14 protein-coding genes are annotated in these 16,318 nt (G+C 67.6%); 6 read left to right on the forward strand and 8 right to left on the reverse strand.

Going from position 1 to position 16,318, the window contains the following annotated elements; genetic code table 11:
- Positions 1 to 24: 24 nt before the first annotated feature.
- The 7 genes from CHB98_RS07410 to CHB98_RS07435 all read right to left on the reverse strand — a co-directional run bounded on the left by CHB98_RS07410 (position 25) and on the right by CHB98_RS07435 (position 5,702).
- Positions 25 to 1,038 (reverse strand): PDDEXK family nuclease, encoded by a 1,014-nt coding sequence (locus tag CHB98_RS07410; RefSeq protein WP_143424985.1) that lies wholly within the window; start codon positions 1,036 to 1,038, stop codon positions 25 to 27.
- 405 nt (positions 1,039 to 1,443) lie between these two features.
- Complete coding sequence (locus CHB98_RS21485) at positions 1,444 to 1,593, reverse strand: hypothetical protein (RefSeq protein ID WP_179224289.1); 150 nt, start codon at positions 1,591 to 1,593, stop codon at positions 1,444 to 1,446.
- Positions 1,594 to 2,154, reverse strand: coding sequence for a hypothetical protein (locus CHB98_RS07415; RefSeq protein ID WP_089304973.1), 561 nt, complete (start codon positions 2,152 to 2,154; stop codon positions 1,594 to 1,596).
- 92 nt (positions 2,155 to 2,246) lie between these two features.
- Entirely contained in the window at positions 2,247 to 3,038 is a 792-nt protein-coding gene (locus CHB98_RS07420; protein ID WP_143424987.1) for a DUF4839 domain-containing protein, read from the reverse strand.
- A 912-nt stretch (positions 3,039 to 3,950) separates the two neighbouring features.
- Positions 3,951 to 4,577 (reverse strand): LuxR family transcriptional regulator, encoded by a 627-nt coding sequence (locus tag CHB98_RS07425; protein ID WP_245820988.1) that lies wholly within the window; start codon positions 4,575 to 4,577, stop codon positions 3,951 to 3,953.
- Between the two features lie 55 nt (positions 4,578 to 4,632).
- Positions 4,633 to 5,301, reverse strand: coding sequence for a hypothetical protein (locus tag CHB98_RS07430; RefSeq protein ID WP_089304976.1), 669 nt, complete (start codon positions 5,299 to 5,301; stop codon positions 4,633 to 4,635).
- Positions 5,302 to 5,480: 179 nt separating this feature from the next.
- On the reverse strand, positions 5,481 to 5,702 hold the full coding sequence (locus tag CHB98_RS07435; protein ID WP_089304977.1) for a helix-turn-helix transcriptional regulator: 222 nt from the start codon (positions 5,700 to 5,702) through the stop codon (positions 5,481 to 5,483).
- A gap of 1,304 nt (positions 5,703 to 7,006) precedes the next feature.
- On the opposite strand from CHB98_RS07435, the gene CHB98_RS22995 reads away from it, so the two are divergent.
- The 4 genes from CHB98_RS22995 to CHB98_RS23110 all read left to right on the forward strand — a co-directional run bounded on the left by CHB98_RS22995 (position 7,007) and on the right by CHB98_RS23110 (position 9,531).
- Complete coding sequence (locus CHB98_RS22995; RefSeq protein ID WP_425432514.1) at positions 7,007 to 7,090, forward strand: hypothetical protein; 84 nt, start codon at positions 7,007 to 7,009, stop codon at positions 7,088 to 7,090.
- A gap of 103 nt (positions 7,091 to 7,193) precedes the next feature.
- Positions 7,194 to 7,478, forward strand: a complete 285-nt coding sequence (locus CHB98_RS22255) for a hypothetical protein (RefSeq protein WP_245820989.1) — start codon at positions 7,194 to 7,196, stop codon at positions 7,476 to 7,478.
- A gap of 343 nt (positions 7,479 to 7,821) precedes the next feature.
- A complete protein-coding gene (locus CHB98_RS07445) occupies positions 7,822 to 9,156 on the forward strand; it encodes a Fic family protein (protein WP_179224291.1) in 1,335 nt (444 codons plus the stop codon).
- Between the two features lie 222 nt (positions 9,157 to 9,378).
- Complete coding sequence (locus CHB98_RS23110; RefSeq protein WP_483866704.1) at positions 9,379 to 9,531, forward strand: abortive infection family protein; 153 nt, start codon at positions 9,379 to 9,381, stop codon at positions 9,529 to 9,531.
- Between the two features lie 69 nt (positions 9,532 to 9,600).
- Here the strand turns inward: CHB98_RS23110 and CHB98_RS07450 are convergent, their stop codons facing one another.
- Entirely contained in the window at positions 9,601 to 10,290 is a 690-nt protein-coding gene (locus CHB98_RS07450; protein WP_143424989.1) for a DUF6602 domain-containing protein, read from the reverse strand.
- 1,830 nt (positions 10,291 to 12,120) lie between these two features.
- Here CHB98_RS07450 and CHB98_RS21030 point away from each other — a divergent pair.
- Entirely contained in the window at positions 12,121 to 13,275 is a 1,155-nt protein-coding gene (locus CHB98_RS21030) for a hypothetical protein (RefSeq protein WP_143424991.1), read from the forward strand.
- A 1,787-nt stretch (positions 13,276 to 15,062) separates the two neighbouring features.
- Positions 15,063 to 15,908, forward strand: a complete 846-nt coding sequence (locus CHB98_RS07455) for a glucosidase family protein (protein WP_143424995.1) — start codon at positions 15,063 to 15,065, stop codon at positions 15,906 to 15,908.
- The last annotated feature ends 410 nt before the right edge of the window (positions 15,909 to 16,318 follow it).

Here is a 16,318-nt window from a genome sequence, read left to right on the forward strand (position 1 = left end):
GAACACACCGGGGACTTGGGCCTCTCACTCCAACAGCTCCTCCAGTGCGGACAGCACGACGTCGGTGGCATCCGGCCCGGCCAACGAGGTCTCGGGAACCGACGGCCGCTTCGCGTAGCCCTTCTCCTCCAGGTCCGCGTACAAGCCGGCCACCTCGGGTAGCTGACGGAGGCGAGTGACCAGCCGCGCCAGCGACTCGGCCGGTAGGCCGGCGCCGCGGCGGTGCATCCAGTCGAAGTTGACCGCCAGCACTCCCTTACCGGCCGGCGCGGTGTAGATGGTCCACACCGGCACCTCAAGGCCACCGACGCGGAACCATGCCGTCACCGACGGGTGCTGCCCCTCGCCCCAGTACCAGTGCGAGTGGGCGCAGTGATCCCGGGCGTGCTCGTACACGGCGGTCAGGACGGCGGCCGCCTGCGCAGAACTGTGCTGCTCGATGGCCGCGAGCAGAGCTTGCTCGTCCCATCGCCGGCGTGGCGCCTCGGCCGCCTTCCGCCGGACCGCCTCCTGGCCGTAGACGGTCGGCACCAGGATCTCCACCTCGCCGTGCCTGACGTAACCCAGCTCGAGCGCAAGTACTTCTAGGTCGGGGCGGGTGCGGTCGTTGAGGAACTCGATGATCCGCTTCAACTCGTCGGTGATCTCGTCCACGGCGATGACCAGACGCATGGCCCCGGTCGACAGGTTGCGCGCCACCGCGCTGCGGAAGGCATCGGCGTCGAAGTCGCCGCCGAGCTCCGTCGCGCGAGCGGCGACGGCTTGCACCAGGGGTCCGCCGGCCCGCGCGGCGAAGGCCGTCTCCAGCTCCTCATACGACATTCGCCACAGGCCCGACGCGTAGGCCAGCGTCTGTCCGACCACGCTGCGGCGGATCTCCGGGTTGGCCCGCAGCTTCACCTCGACGACCGTGATCTCCCCGGCCAGGCTCACGGCGAACAGATCCATCGGCCCGGTATTGGGGACGTACAACTGGCTGGTCACGGTCAGCGGTGATCCGTCGGAGCCGGGCAACAGGTCCGGGGACTCGAGCAGCATGGTCTCAAGCGTCGCTTCGTCGGTGTAACTAGTGACGGACGGGCTCTCCCACCTGCCACCGCCGTGCCGGATCAACACAGGCTCCCCCCTCGCCTTGTTTCACCTTGCCCCGTCGAAGCCCGACACTTGCACAGCGGTCGGGCGCCAGCGCCCCCGGGAGGCCACGCCTAGGCCTCAGGGTCGGGAGATAACGCCCTGTATCAGCCGGTCCCGTGGCTGCGCCTGCGGCGCCACGGCGCCCGCGGATCGGCGAGGGTGTCGAGAATGAACTCGCACCAGAGCCGGGCGCCGGACACGGCGAGGTGCGCGTGCCGAGCGCCCAGGCCGATGCGCGGCGCGCCCTGCCCATAGCCCGTCCCCCCGGGTCGGGCGACAGCGGCAGCCGAGAAACTCGCAGGAGCGCCGTCAGATGATGGCGTGCTCGCGAAGCTGATCCTGCACGTACGGCGGCAGGTTCACGTCGACGAACAGGTCCGAGAGGTTGAGGTACGAGCCGCCTCCCACCGGCCGCGCGCTCACCACCGCCTCCGCGTGGGAGACGTCGACGTCGCACACCTACGCGACGACCGAGGCCGGCGCGGTGTTCAGGTCGACCAGGCCGCCGTCGTCGTAGTCCCGGCGCAGATCGGGGCGGCCGATGCCCAGCTGCCGGGCCAGCGCGGGATCACTCGCACGGAGCTCGCGCGCCTCGACACGTCGCTGCCGCGCTGCCAGTGCCTGTGCGACTGCCGGATGCGCCAGGGCCGAGGCCGCGACACGCTGTCCGTAGACCTCGCGGCGCAGGCCCCGTAGCTGCAGGCAACCGACGATCACCACGGCCAGGACCGTCATCCCGCCGATCGTGCCGATCGTCGAGTCGCCCGAGGTCCCGTCCGGGGTCGGTGGGGGCGTCAGCGCCATGAGGACCATGAGGAGCACGCCGAGCCCGGTGTACACGAGGGCGAGCCGGGTGACGGCTGGCCGGTTCAACCGGCGCGCCGCGTGCCAGAACGGAACGGCGGCGAAGATGCCGCCCGTGTACACGGTGACGGCGAAGTACCAGCCACCGTGGGACAACCGATCGCTGATCGACCGCTTCGTCGTCGCGGCCGGCTGGTCGTTGGCGGACTGCGCCACGTGTGCTCCCCGAGTTGGCTGTGTGCTCGTGCGTTCGTGAGGTGCAGGGGATCGGACGGCGTCAAGGCCGCCGGCCCGCCGCGATGTAGCGGTCACCGCACCTCGGTGCGGACCGGATCGAGGAGGAAGAGCCCCTGCTCGCTGATGTAGTCGCCAACCTCGGCGACGATGCGGAGGTTGTTCCCCGCGCCGATGGTGTCCGGGACGTTCGGGCCGGTGAGGTGCAGGTCGTTCGTGATGTTGACGTCGCGGAATTGGAAGTTCGGCCCGGAGATGGTCGTCGGGCTGTAGTCCCCGGCAAAGATCAGCAGGTCGTACCGCGTCGTGTAGCTGCCGTGGGGCTGCAGGTCAGCGATGTTCCCGTCGAACTCGATGGTCCGGCCCCGGTACCTCGCCGCGAACTCGCCGACCGCCGGCGCCTGATCGTCCGAGAGGGCCAGCAGCGCGGCGAGATCCGCGTTATTCTCCACCGTCAGCACCTCGTCGGCGGCGGGAGTCGGAGGGGCGGCCGAGCTGGTCGCGGCCGGTTCCTGCGCGGGCTCCGCGCCCACCTCGGCGTCGGTCGCTGACGCGGCCGGCTGGGGCGAGCTGGCGCCGCCCCGCGTCCCGACGACGACACCGACGACCACCACGACGGCGAGCAGGAGCACCCCGGCCGACACGGCCAGCAACTGCACCTTCGGCTCCAGGCCGCGGAAGGCCGCCAGCACGGTCCCGGCGAACGTCTTCGGCTTGACGCGGCGGAAGGTCAGCTCCGTCCGGAGCACTCCCTGGTCCCGGCGGTCGACCTGCCAGCCGTCCTTCTCCCACTTCGCGATCGCCTTGGCCTCGGTGCCGCGCAGTGCCTGCACGGACGTGTACTCGTACTGCGCGTCGTCGACCACGGCGGGACCGTAAGCACGTCGGACGGCGCACCGCGGGTGCCGCTCGGCCGGCGCGGCGCCACTTCTTCCTCGCCGGGCACAGCAGGAGCAGCGACCGCCTGACTCCCCAGGGGCGCCACGGCCGTCGCCAGGCGCACGGCAGGCCAGGCCACCGTCACACCCGAGCTTGAGCACCGCGGGGAGGTGCTGTTTCGCCGGGTGTCACGGACCGGCTGGAAGACCGTGCTCGCACCTCTCCCTGCTCCCGATAACTGCTGATCCCGCGGTGGAGCCGGTCGAGGGAAGGGTGGGCCGCAGGCCCATCACGCAGTGACGCGAAGCGCCCTTCCGGCGAGCGGCGGAGCCGCGACCATCCCAGGCAGGGAGCAGTCTCACCCGAAGCCGACAACCGGGAGCAACCGGGAGCAACCGGGAGCAAGCTAGACGGTTGGGTCCCCTGACCGTGGGACCCGGCTGTACAAGATCGCGCCGGGTGGACAGGCTGCGTCGGAGTTCCGCCGCCGGCGGATCGCTGCGCTGGCAGGACGAGCGGGAGGTGCTGTGACCGAGGCTGGCACGGCATTGCAGGCACGACTGCGCCGCTGCCGGGCGAACGCCACTGGCGAGCTGGAGCGTCCATTCCGTCGCGGGTGACCGCCGAGGAGGCCGCGCAGCTGCAGTCGTTGGCCGTTCAGGAGTGACGGTGGCCCGGCTGGTGTCACGGCTGGAGGCCGCGACCGCGCGGGGGTTGGAGCAGGCTGGTGATGCCGAACATCAGCGGGACGCCTCCGACGAGCCGATATCAGGGTGTGCCTGTTACCTGCGTGGGTTCGTATGGCCGACCGATGTCGTTGATCGGCGAGTTGCGGACGTCTTGAAGATTTAGAACGGTGCGGTTCCCTGGCGGCTCGCCAGCTCGGGGCGGCAGCGCAGTCAGTACAGGTAGCGGTCGATGCCGGAGCCGCGCGCCCACAGGTGGTTCATGCGGTCGGCGGTGCGGGCGTGGGCGGCTTCCTCGGCGTCGCTGAGTACGCAGTCGGTGCCGGGCGGGGTGGCCTGCAGCCGGGCGGTGAGCAGTCGGGTGTCGTCGGTGGGGGCGAGGTCGAGCAGCCCGGCCAGCCGTACCAGGAGCGAGACCAGGTCGGTGCGGCCGGCCCGGCGGTAGGTGCCCCCGAAATGCTCGGCGTGGTCGTCGACCAGCTCGGCGATGTCGGCGTCCAGGCCGGGGTGGCCGAGGGCGTCCGCGGTGGCGCACAGCAGGTCGATGTCGGCGGCGCCCACGGTGAGCACGGTCATCGGTGCGTGCTCGTAGCGGCCATCGGGGGCGAGCAGCCGCCCGCACCCTGGGCCCTGGGACTGGGTGGGCTCAAGGGCGATAAGCAGCCGTTGAGCGGCGGCAAGGGCGACCCGGTCAGCCAGCGGCGTTGGCAACCGCAGCGGCTCGGTGCCGGCGCTCAGATCCCGCCGGTCATCGTCCTCCCACGTGCCCAGGCGCAGCAGGATCTCCTCCAGGGCACGCAGCGGCGCCAGCGGCTCGCCGTCGAGGTCGACGACGAGCACGGTCCGTCCCCCTGGAAGGGTCACCTGGCTCGGACCGGGGTGGCCGGCCGGCTGCTCACTCACGGGCAGACCACCGTTCGGCGGCGGTCCGGCCGGTCAGGCCGGCGGCCCGGGCGATGTCGGCCCAGGAGGCCCCGGCGGCGACTGCGGTCTGCACCGCCTCGTCGAGTGCGCGGGTGGCGGCGGCCTGCCGGGCGGCGGCCGCCTCGACGTCTTCGAGGGCTTGCCATCCGGCGATGTGCCGGCGCCACTCGGCGATGACCCGTGTCTCGTCGGCGGCCTCCAGATCGGCCCACGGGCCGGCGACGGCCAGCCGCCGCGCCGCCGGGTCGGCCAGCTCCCATCCGGTCACGCGGGCCCAGGGGGTGCCGCGCCAGCCGCAGGTGCACCCGGCGACCCAGCCGGCCACCTCCGCGTCCGGACGCCACTCCTCGGCCTCTTCGGCCTGGTCGATCACCTCGCAGTGCACCGGGCCGCCGGCGTCGGCGGGCATGATCCCGTGACCGCCGAGAACCGTGCCGTCGGACCAGACGCCCTCGGCGGTGGCACCGTCGCGGTAGGTCAGCCGCACCCGGTCGCCGTCGCGCGGCCCGTCGTCGGGCCGGCGGGCGACCAGCACCCCGCGGGCGCTGGTGGTGCCGGCGCCCTGGGCGCCGTCGGCGAACAGCGGCACCACCCAGCCCTCGTGCTCCTGGCCGCCCACGACCGGGCCGATCCATCCCATCGCTGCTCCTCTCGGTGCTGGGAGCCTCGCCGTTGCGGCGCCGCCGGAGCCTGTCCCGGCCGGCTTCTGTGGACGGCCCGTCGTCGTCCACAGCCGGGGCTGGCCACACGGGCGCACCGTCTGCCGGAAGACCGACGCGGCCCCGTGTCCGGTCCGGCCGCTGTCCGCCGGGCGCGGGGCTATCGGCTCGGGGCCCGGTCTGCTTGGGCGTCGATCCAGGTACGCAGGTCGGCGCGGCGGTAGAGGACGCGCCGGCCGAGCCGGAAGCTGGTCGGGCCGGTGCCGAGGTGCCGCCAGTACCGCAGCGTGGCCACCGGCGCGCGGAGCACGTCGGCGGCCTCGGTGATGGTCAGCAACTCCGGCTCGTGGCCGGCGGTGGGGTCGGCGGTGGGGTCGGGCATGGCTGGCTCCCGGGGGTCGCGGTGGTGGGCGGTGCCTTCACCCCAGAAGGCGCCATTTCGGGCCCGGTGGTGACACCTCACGACCAGCTTTTTCTGGCGGTCTCCGGTTTTTCCCCTGTAGCGGCCACCGTGGCGGGTCACCTGCCAGCGACGGAGACCAGCCGGTGGACAGCCCTCCGGTCCTGCGGCCGGGTGCGGCCCCGTCCCGATCAGAAGGTCGCCCGGGACCGTCCTCCTGTGCGTCTCCGGCCGATCCCCGGTTGTCGCTCCGCGGCCCTGGTCCTGAGCGGCCTGCGCCGCCCGCGCACATGAACCACGTTCCCCGGCCGGGCTTCCTCCGGTTCTCCTCCTGTCGTCCTCCAGCCAGCCGGTGCAGGCCCGGACATCGGGGCGCTCCCGCGCGCACGGACCCTGTGGACGACGGCTCGTCGTCCACAACACCGGCGACGGACGCCCTCGAGCGGGCGCCGGCCTGGCCGCGCTTCACTCATGGCGCACGACTCCCCACCCGGGGCACGGCGAGACGACCGGGCCCGTGACCGGTCCGCCAGGGGCCTCCGCGACGTGTCGGGTGACCGGGGCTCGCTGACCGGTGCGCGCGCCGTCGCTGGTGTCGCGCCGCGGCCGGTGGGGCGGGCCAGAAGCACCCTTCGGGCCACGCTGCGCGTGGCGCCGGCTGCGCCGTCGTCACCGTCCGCCTGCGGGGGGCTGTCCTTGCTGGTCCCCCGACCCGTCCGGCAGCTCAGCGTAGGGACCTCCCGCGCCGTCTCCTCCCGACCGGACCAAGTCCTTCCGCCCTTCGGGCGCTGCGCTGCGGAAGCAATCTTTGTCCGGTCGTCCCCCGCCGGCGCTCCCGGCCCCTGAGCAGAGCTCTTCGCCGGACGGGCCGGGGGAATGGGTGGCAGGACACCTGTTCCGCAGTTCCTCCCGTACCGGTGTCGGCTCCAGTCCCGGGAGGGTCCAGATGACCACCACCAGCACCAAAGCCAGCAACACGGCCAGCGCCACAGCCAGCAGCACGAGCAGCAGTCGGACCAGCAGGGGAAGCCGGACTCGGCGGGCACAGCTGAGCCCGGCGCAGCGGGAGGCAGCCGACGCCGCCAGGGCGGCGAAGATCGCCGCCCTGCACGACCAGATCAGCGAGCGCATCGAGCAGCTGACCGCCGATCCGCAGTGGCGCGCGATGCTCGATGCCGCCGCGAAGTTCCACACCTACAGCCTTGGCAACCAGCTGCTGATCACTGCAGGCCGCGCGGCTGGGCATCAGCCCGACCCGGGTCGCCGGGTTCACCACTTGGAAGGCGCTGGGCCGCAGCGTGGTCAAGGGGTCCACCGGGCTCGCGGTCCTGGCCCCGTGCACCTACAAGCGCAAGAACGCCAGCAACTAGCACCGGGCAGGACACCGACCAAACCGCACCCGCCGCCACGACGGGGACAGGAACGGCAGGGGAGCCGGCCGGCGGGGACGCCGACCAGTCGGCCGGGGCGCGGGTGCTGCGCGGGTTCCGGGTCGCGCACGTCTTCGACATCTCCCAGACCGAGGGCGACCCGCCGCCCGACATCGCACCCGAACTGCTCACCGGTGACGCCCCCGCCGCCCTGTGGCAGGCGCTGGCCGCCCAAGTCGCCGGCCACGGCTACACGCTCGTCCGCGAGGCCTGCGGGCAGGCCAACGGCCTTACCGACCCGGCCGCCCGCACCGTGCGGGTCCGCCCGGACGTGGACAGCGAGGTGCCGATGCCTCGAACCCCTCCCGGCAGAACACGCCTCCGGTGAGCTGCGCGCGATCGGCGCTGAGCGCTTTCTCACCGGGGTTGCGGAACCTCCCGCCCGACAGCTCCAGCGGCCCGCCGATGCTCGCGCCCAGGAGTCGCACCTCCCCCTCGGCCTCGAACCCCTCAGTCGGCAGGACAGGTCGGAGGCGGACATGCCGCAGTCGTGGGGAGTCGTAGACGTCCTCGTGGCAAGACCCGGGCTGTAGCGCTGATCAGTCAACCGGTGACGGCGCTGGTGCTGGCGCGCTGGGGGGTGGTGATGGACGCGTTGCCGGGCGAGTGCAGGACATTTAGCTGGGCTGTTGGACCGCGTAGCGCTACCGGCTTCGTCGTACCGTGACTCAGTGATCACTCTCGAGGGCTCGCCCTACTGCTTCGACGAGGTCGAATCCCCCTTCCTTCAGAGCAGCAGCGCGCTCGCGGAGCGCGTTGCACTGTTGCGGGGCGAAGGGACACTGCGGGACGAGACGCTACGCGCGTACTTCGGCGACAAGCGTTTTGAAGAAGTTGCAGAATCGAACGCCATCGAAGGGAGCACCCTCGACGTTCGTGAGACGCAGCTAGCAGTGCTCTCGGGAATCGCGGTGACCGGGCACGACCCGGCCTACGTGCGCGATGCGATCAACCTCGCACGGGCGCTGGACCGCACCGTCGAATTGGCGTCGCAGCAGCGACCCACCGATATAGAGCAGGTGAAGGAAGTCCACGCGCTCATACTCGGCGAGCGACCGGGTGCCGGCGTGTTCCGTAGCGAAGCGATCAGGATCTCGGGATCTGAACATCGTCCTCCCAAGACTTGGAGGCAAGTGATGGATGCTATGGACGAGTGGGAGCGCTGGTCCCTAGCTAACGTGTCCGCGCCACCGGTACTGCGCGCCGTTGTGCTGCATACGTGGCTCACCCACATTCATCCCTTCCTCGATGGCAACGGAAGGACGGCGAGGGCGATTCTGAACCTAGAGTTCATCAGATCCGGCTACCCCAGCGTCATCCTCCGCAAGAAGGACCGCGTGCGTTACTACGAGGCATTGGCCGAGTCGGACCGAGGCGGCGACTTGGGCCCGATCGGGCAGCTCGTTGCGGACCGTTGCGCGGACGCTTTGGGAGCCCTCGAGCGGGCCGCTCGCGCCCAGCAGGGCTATAACGAGGTCCAGGTGCGCTTGAGGGAGGCTCAGAAGCGGCAGGTCGGGATCTGGAACGACGCCGTGCGCCTTCTCTTCTCGCTCACCGAGGACGCCTTACAGCAGGCCTTCGGCGCCGTCGGCCAGGTCAGGACCACCTGGTATGACGCGGAGCTGAGCTTGGAGGACTATCTGGCTCTACTGAGCAGCGACCCATCTGGCAACTCGTGGATTTTTCGCTTTGATGTTTCTGTGCCGGCCGTAGGCGAAACTTCTTACTTGGCTTGGGCGGGCTTCCGGTCCGATCGAGTAAGGGCCTGGAGCAACATTGGAGCAGGCCCGAGCATCTTCTGGTCGGTTAGAGACGCCACGGGATCGAAGCCTTGGGTTCGTCGAGACGAATTAGCGCCGGGTGGAGCGGAACTGACGCTGAAGGTTCCCGACGTCGATAGGTGGATCGTCCGGGAGGCGAGCGGCGAGATCGGACGGCGCCAACCCAGTGAACTGGCCCGCAGCATCGTCCGGGGTGTCGAGGGGGCACTTGGCGATGGATCGTAGATCGAGAGTCTTGAAGGGGATAGGTGCCGTTAGCCAACTTCTCGCGGGAGTAGCCGGATCGTGCGCTGCCGCGCTGCCGCGCTGCCGCGCTGCCGCGCTGTCCCGCTGGTCGTTCCCGCTGCGGAGCACCGCCGCAGCGGCCCTCAAGTCACGGCAGAGCAGTATGTCCAGCAAATACGGGGTGACAGTCGCCGACGCAGCTACGTTCCGTTGCGAAACTAGATCGGCGTTGGGCATGGACGCGAATCCGCTTCTACCTGGGTCCGCCCGCGTCACGCGCGGTTGGTTGCCGGCGCTGCTACACCGTGGTGCAATCTAATGCCGGGGCGTTGGGAGATTCTGAGGCCCCGTGGCGGGAGCACGCCTGCGTCTTGAGTGGGCAGATCGATAGACGGGCGTGAGAGCTGCAGGGTCCTCCACTTAGGCCTAGCGCCGCCGTCCGCCCTACCGTGCCGCGCGCCAATAGCCCACCAGGGGGTGCCAACGCCGTCGAATGCGGGGTGGGTAGGTGAAGACGCAGAACATGAAGTCGGCCAGTGCCAACTCGCCTGTTGCGCTGGCAACAAATCCCGTTGGTTCCACCAACACCCTGTCGGGAGTCTGCCAATCTCGAACATTGATAAGAGAGTACTTGCCCAATACGACAACCGCATCTGGCCTGTACTCGGGGTGGACGTCCTCCAGTGCTTCGTTCAACCGCGATACGGCAGTGCTGGCACTCAGGGCAGTGTCGAAGCAGAATACCAAGTACGGCACGTGGTCGAGGAAGGAGCGCGCCTCCGACGGAGACTGACTTCTATAGTCGTCATCTTCCGCTCGAAGTTTGTGTAGCATCTTCACAGACATGCAGTTGTCGCGGATGCGCTCGACTTCCGGCCCAGTCAGCCGAGCCTTCACCTGGACGGCTACATCTACGCCTTCGACGATAAGCAGATCCGAGACCTCCTCGTTGCCGAGCAACGGCTGATCTTCGTTACAAACGAGCACGTCTATTTCACCGGACTGCAATCCGGAGGAATCGATGACGCTAGACCTCGTCACCACCCTGCCTCGGAGGGTGGACCGTAGAAAGCCGGCAACGATGTCCTCGTTCTTCCTCCCGAGCACGGCACTGTCGCGGTGAAGGCGGCGCACCATATCGAACTTTGCCTGCAGGTCCGACGCCCTGCCCCTCCAGTAGTTGGCAAGAACGTCTGGCGCATCTGGATCGATAGGCCATCCGAGTGGGCGTTGCGGTAGCGGCCAGCCTTGCTGGCGGGCTTGCCCTTCGGATGGATTCACAACGCGGCCGAGGTGTGGCGCATCGGCAGCGTCCCCCTCACAATTGCGGAGTATAAGGGCCTACGATCCCACGTGGACTTCGATTCAGCGTCGGCCGATAGGACTACCTGCTCAAGGCGGCTCAAGCGTTGCCTCGAGCTGGCCCGTGCACTCTTGCGAGTCGAGGCTGGCAGGGAGGTTGAGCGGGTCCGCAGACCGGCACTGGCGTGGTATCGCCGGGATCGCGACGAAACGTTAGGCACCGCCCGTAGGGGCAGTGGTCGCATGTTCGAACTGCGAACTGAAGACAAGGGTAGTCGCGACCACCATCTCGACGACGCTGGGCTTTGCGGGTCTCCGGTGCGACTTCGCCACGCTCGACACCCTACCGAGCCGGCCACGGGCCGGTAGCGGCTGCGCGGTCTATCGGGAGAGGGACCGGCGCTTCAGCTGACCAAACGCAACCTGGGTGGCATCGCGCCTTGAGTCACCAGCTTGCCCTCGTCGCCCCCACGTAGGCGGTGGGTCGACAGCTCCGCCGCCAGGCGGACGGGCCAGGGCGGCGCGCTTAAGCCGGGGGCACGCTCTCTTGGGCTGATGTCCCGCAGAAGGAAACGCGCACCGGACGCTGGGGGTGTCCTCGATCGGGAAGCCGGGATCACCGCAAGGGGATCCCTATCCGGGCATGGTGAGGTGCTGGGTGATCCCGTCGGGTCCTGCGTCTTCTGTGAACGGCGCTGGGATGGCGTGGCGCCAGTGGGTGACCGCTCTGGGGTTGCCGGGAAGCTCTTGGGTGGATCACCGCCCTGGCCAGTGCGCGAGAAGTTTGCGGGCGGCGTGGGTGCCGAGACTGCCGCGACGGCACTTAGGCAGGACTCGGCAAGCTGATGGGGTGGACCCTCTCGGAGCAGAGCGAACCCGCCCAGGCGGTCGTCGACCAGAACAGCAACGCCGCCCGCCCCGGGGAGCCGTCCCAGTAGCGGTCGAGCAGACCGCCAGCCTCACCGAGGACCAACCGGCGGAACCGAGCCTCGCCTAAACCCGAAGCGGTTCGACTTGACTCCCGCGGCGTAGGAGCGCAAGGGTGTGCGGGCCCTTTGGGCCACGCTCTACCGGCCTTAAGCCGGACCAACTCCCCGGGGTACGTCATGACCACGCCGCCTCCGCGTCCGCCGCCTCCGCCGCCTCCGCCGCCTCCGCCGCCTCCGCCTGTCCGACCCAACACTCCGCCGGGTCACCCCACACCTGGTCGATAGGGGACCCGACTCACTCGTCAACAGTGGCCGCCGTGGTGTTCCGTCCTATGGCGCCGGCCGAGTCGGCGGCTTAGGCCGGTGATGTCGCGGTCGTCGCGTGGCTCGCAACGCAGATGCATTCGAGCCCGTGGCTTCCACGCACGGCAGCGCCCATCTCCTTCGCGCTTTGCACACTCGGCAAGAATGGGGACAGGTTGTTGCCTTCCAAAGCGTCTTCTGGAGAACCCCTGCGAAGTACTGCGGTCCCAACGTTGAAGTTCGGCCGACGAGGGAGCCCTTCAACAATGGACACCATTCGTTGCAACACCATGCATCACGCGCCCGGAACATGGCGCCTGGCACAGATCGTTCTTGAGTATGCGCAGCGCCTTGGTGCTCAGAGGCCGTCGATAGCGACGACTCCCGGCGTGTGCGTATTGCCACTGAGGCGCGACACATGAGTGGAATCGTGACCAACCTATTGTTGGGGACTTTGGCGTCAATCATCGCTGGCGTTGCCATGCTGATCCTCACAAACAAGGACGACATTCGCTACTACCTAGTCGCAAGGCGGCGCCACCGTGTCCTACAGGACACTTGGGTCCACTACCGCCTGACGAGGAGTAAAGGCTCAGCAGAGTCTTTGTGGGTCGGTTCGACGGTGGATCTCCACCTCAATCGCTTCGGGAGGCTCCGAGGTGCGGTTGTGCCCACCATCAAGAGCCCTTCGGAAGCGCCGACGCAAAGCCACGCGTCTGCGTCCGAGCAAGTCGAGCGCGCGACTGATCGCGAGGCGCTCCGCCAGCCGGCACCACTCGAAACTGCAATAGGATCGTTCAACTCGAACTCGGACAGGATGAGTAAGCCAGCATCGCTCGAGTCGCAAGGCGTTGAGCTCGAACTGTCGAGGTACTCGGTCGGTGGAGCAATACGGAATGGTGTGATGAGGCTGCGTCTCGAGAACGAGTGGACGCAGCAGGAACCGATCACGATGACTTATCCAAATCTGCAGTCCCGCCAACTGCTAGGCGTATGGCTGGGACAGGATATGGACCAGCGTTGGACCACCAGTCCGTCGATACTGAGCAGAGACGTTCTTACGCGGGAGGACTTGGACGAAATCGCACTAAGGCAGCGAGTGCTCAGCCGAGTCACCACCAGGCACTTTGTTCGCTTCTTTCCAGGGGAGGTGTCCGCACGATGGTGGACGGAGGTCGGCAGGAGGACCGTTGAGTACGTAGATTCCGAAGGGAGATGTCCTCGTTGCGTTATTGAAGGCGAGGCCCGCGAGGATGGTACGGACAAGTTGGTCTTCGGCCCTTACGAGCGCTTACCTCTCGTAGGCACCTATGAGGTGACGTGGCGACTAGCAGTGCACTGCCCAGACACTGTGGACAAGAAGGCTGAGGTCGTTCGCCTTGACGTCTATGGGCGTGACCGCGCTATGGGGGAGTGGCGGCTCAAGCGCGAGCAGGTGACGGAAGAGTACCGGTATTATTCGGTCAAATTCCCATACAGAAATCCACGTTTGGCGTTGGAGTATCGCGTCTCCTTACTCAAGAAGGGTGTCGTTGCGCGCCTATACGACGTTACCGTCGAGCGACCAGGGGTGAATGACGATTGATCGCACCAAGTCGCATGGGTGGCGCCTGGCCATCCGACCTTCCTGCGGAGTTTGCTGGACAATACGCTGCACTAACGGCCCGCGTTGCCGCTTCCGGGCTGTACGTTCATGAGGTAGAAGAGTTCCACATCGCCGCCCACGCCTATATGATCGTACGCGCACCCCTCGGAATTCAGCAAGATTACGGCACGCTAACGACCGCAGAATCACGCAATCTCGTCCGAAAGGTCAGATTAGACGACGGAACCATCGCCGTTCTAAAGGTCATCGGGAACGTCCGCGAGCCGGGCGAGGGGGAGACCCTGCAACTATGGCGTGACCGAGGGCTTCCCTGTGTAGAGCCTCTGGACTGGGGCTGTCTGCGGGTGCAAGGTCCAAATGGCCGGCGAGCAGCGGCTAGTTGGATTCTCACGCGCTTCGTGGCGGGTACGAGCTTGCAGATGCAGTCCTCAGCGCCCGGGACCGTCGTACGAAGTCTTGTCGCCTGGATCCGTCAGTTTCATATCTCGGACGCTGCAACAGTAAGCGGACGACCGTGGCATCATCGACTTGACGGGCACCTGCGCCAGATCCAGCCGCTTATCCGGTCTGCGGGTCTGTCCGAACCACCACATTGGCAGGAGAAGTTGTTACGGCTGAGTCAGGCCGGCAGCGCTGTCCTTCACGGCGACCCTGCAGGTAGCAATGTACTTGTCGCGGGCGACGACTTCGTCCTGCTGGACCCACCCGGAGCGCTTCGAGGCATGCCGGAAGCAGATGTAGCGCAGATGTGCTGGCATGTGGGGGGTGTGGCTGGCGTCTCATCTATGATCAATGTTGCCTGCGACGTGAACCGGAGGCTGAATCCGGACGCAGTAGCCGCCTTCGCGAGCTTCAATCTTCTTGTCTGGGCCGGCTACGAGCTTGCTGGGCACTACCATCCCGAGAAAGTTGATGCTACGGATGCTGCGAGCCTCGCCCGGGACCGGTCCCAAGCGCTTCTAGATGACGCGGCCGTGTTGCTGCAGGAGTATCGACTGCCATAAGTCGAGCGGAGAGGGGGTATCGCTGTGGGATCAACTGAGGCATGCGAAATCAGCCGCACTAAAGTAGAAACGGCGCTCGGAACGGTAAGCATCGCAAGTGACGAGAAGTTTGTCTCGATCGAGTCATCGCCGCTACTGCTGCCTGAGCGCCACGAGTCGCCGACTTCCGTGCTGCTTAGGCTCGCGGGGGTGGAGGACGTTCGTTGCCTCGGTGACGCCGGGCCGGTACTCGCTTCCGCAGTGAACATGGAGAACGTCGGCAACCCAGAACTGCGAAGGTACGAAGCGGTGTTCGGCAGGGACGCTCTATATACGGCGGAGTTCCTCTCGCAACAATATCCTCAGCTTGAGGCGGGCACCGTGCGTCATCTCGCTGCCTATCAGTCCGAGGGCGCTGACTCTCGCAGCATGTCCTCGCGCGGTAAGGTCCCCAACCACATTCGCCCCCCGGATGACCCCCTGGCGGTCCGGTTGACTGCTGAGACAGGAAGGCGTTGGCCGTGGTACGGCGCAAGCGACACTACGGTCCAGTTCCTGCTTGCACTATGTCGTGTCCTGACCCGCGGTCCAGAGCTCTTCCACGAACTCGTGGTTTATCCGCCTGGTCACGAAAAGGCGGGAGTAAACGTCCGCTGGGATGACGCGCCGCGCAAGCTCGGAGGCGTTGCCCTAGACGCTGGCAGGTGGCTGCTTGGGGAGCTGGGAAGGGGTCCCCATGAGGACCTCTTGTGGGTTCCACTCAATCGTAAGGACTCATTTACGGTGTGGACTGATTCGCCGAATGCCTTCCACCACCGCAGCGGGCGGCTCGCTTCGGTACCAGTTGCACCCGTGCAACTGCAGGGACAGGTGTACGACGCCTTGGTGGCCTTAGCCCAGGTCTGTTACGCGCACGACATTCACGGACAGCTCCCTGAGGCCCTTTCAGCACACGCAGAGCGATTGCGCGTGGCCCTGCCGGAGCTCTTCGCGGTTTCCGACGAGCGTGGGACTTTCATGGCTAGCGCTCTGGATTCCCGACCTCCTAAACCCTCGCCGATGGCCGTCCGGACGGTGAATATGGGGTTCCTGCTTGACTCGGAAGTCCTGGCAGGTTCGGAGCTGCAGGCGCTTCGCGAGGTCATCGTGGAGCAGTTGTTCACGGCCACAATGCTCTCGCCCTTCGGGATTGTCGGGCGGGCTCGAGACGAAGTTCGATTCGAGAAGTTTGATTACCATGCTCAAGTATGGGGTTTCGCGGTCCATAAGGTTGCGAACGGACTCAGGCGCTCCGGCTATCCGGCGCTAGCCCGCGAGCTGGACCGGCGCGTCCTGCTCCAAGCGCGCGACGGGCTGTTGCCGGAGAACGTGGGGGCTGGCCCTGAAGATGAGCTGCAGTACTGCCAGCACGTGCTGACTGTACGTCGCCAGGCAGCTGACGGGTCCGACACGACAACGGTGAAGGAACGCCCTCCTGCGCCATATGCGGCCTGGACTGCGGGTGCCATACTCGAGATTGAAGCGCAGCTCGCCGCCCCTCAGGCTGACGAAGGGCCAGTTCTGGCAAGGCCCGAGCATTCGCACGCCAGCACCTTCGAGCGGCGCATCCTGGACGGCCTGACGAGCTGACTTTCTCGGCTGATGCTGGCCTGCGCCGCAACTCACGCCCCAACGCGACACTTCGGGGTCAAGGCATGTGGCGGGGTGTGTGACGGCGTGCCCCGTCAGACGGTTCGGCGCCTACCAACGTGTCCCATGGTGGGCGCTAGGGGCGACCTCGCGACACGGCTGGACCACCGACGACCTGCAGCCCTGTCCCGCAAGCGGAACCCCAACCGGGAACACCGCAGGACAGAGCACGTGCCCCTCGACCACCGTCCCATAAGACCCGCCCGATAAAGCTTCCCACACGGGGAGGACAACCGGGACGCCCTGCGAGCCGGTCGCAGCCTCGTCGTCTGGCTGCCGCTCGACATCCGCGCCACCGAGTCGCAGGAGGCCGGTGACTCGAGCCAGGGACTCCGGCGCTGTTCGTCATC

It is taken from the genome of Geodermatophilus pulveris, from assembly GCF_900188375.1.
Lineage (GTDB): Bacteria > Actinomycetota > Actinomycetes > Mycobacteriales > Geodermatophilaceae > Geodermatophilus > Geodermatophilus pulveris.

Bases quoted from the DNA above. Each gene is read 5' to 3' on its own strand.
- CHB98_RS07435 (WP_089304977.1), bottom strand. From the start codon at position 5,702: ATGCCCGACCCCACCGCCGACCCCACCGCCGGCCACGAGCCGGAGTTG.
- CHB98_RS07430 (WP_089304976.1), bottom strand. From the start codon at position 5,301: ATGGGATGGATCGGCCCGGTCGTGGGCGGCCAGGAGCACGAGGGCTGG.
- CHB98_RS07410 (WP_143424985.1), bottom strand. From the start codon at position 1,038: ATGCTGCTCGAGTCCCCGGACCTGTTGCCCGGCTCCGACGGATCACCG.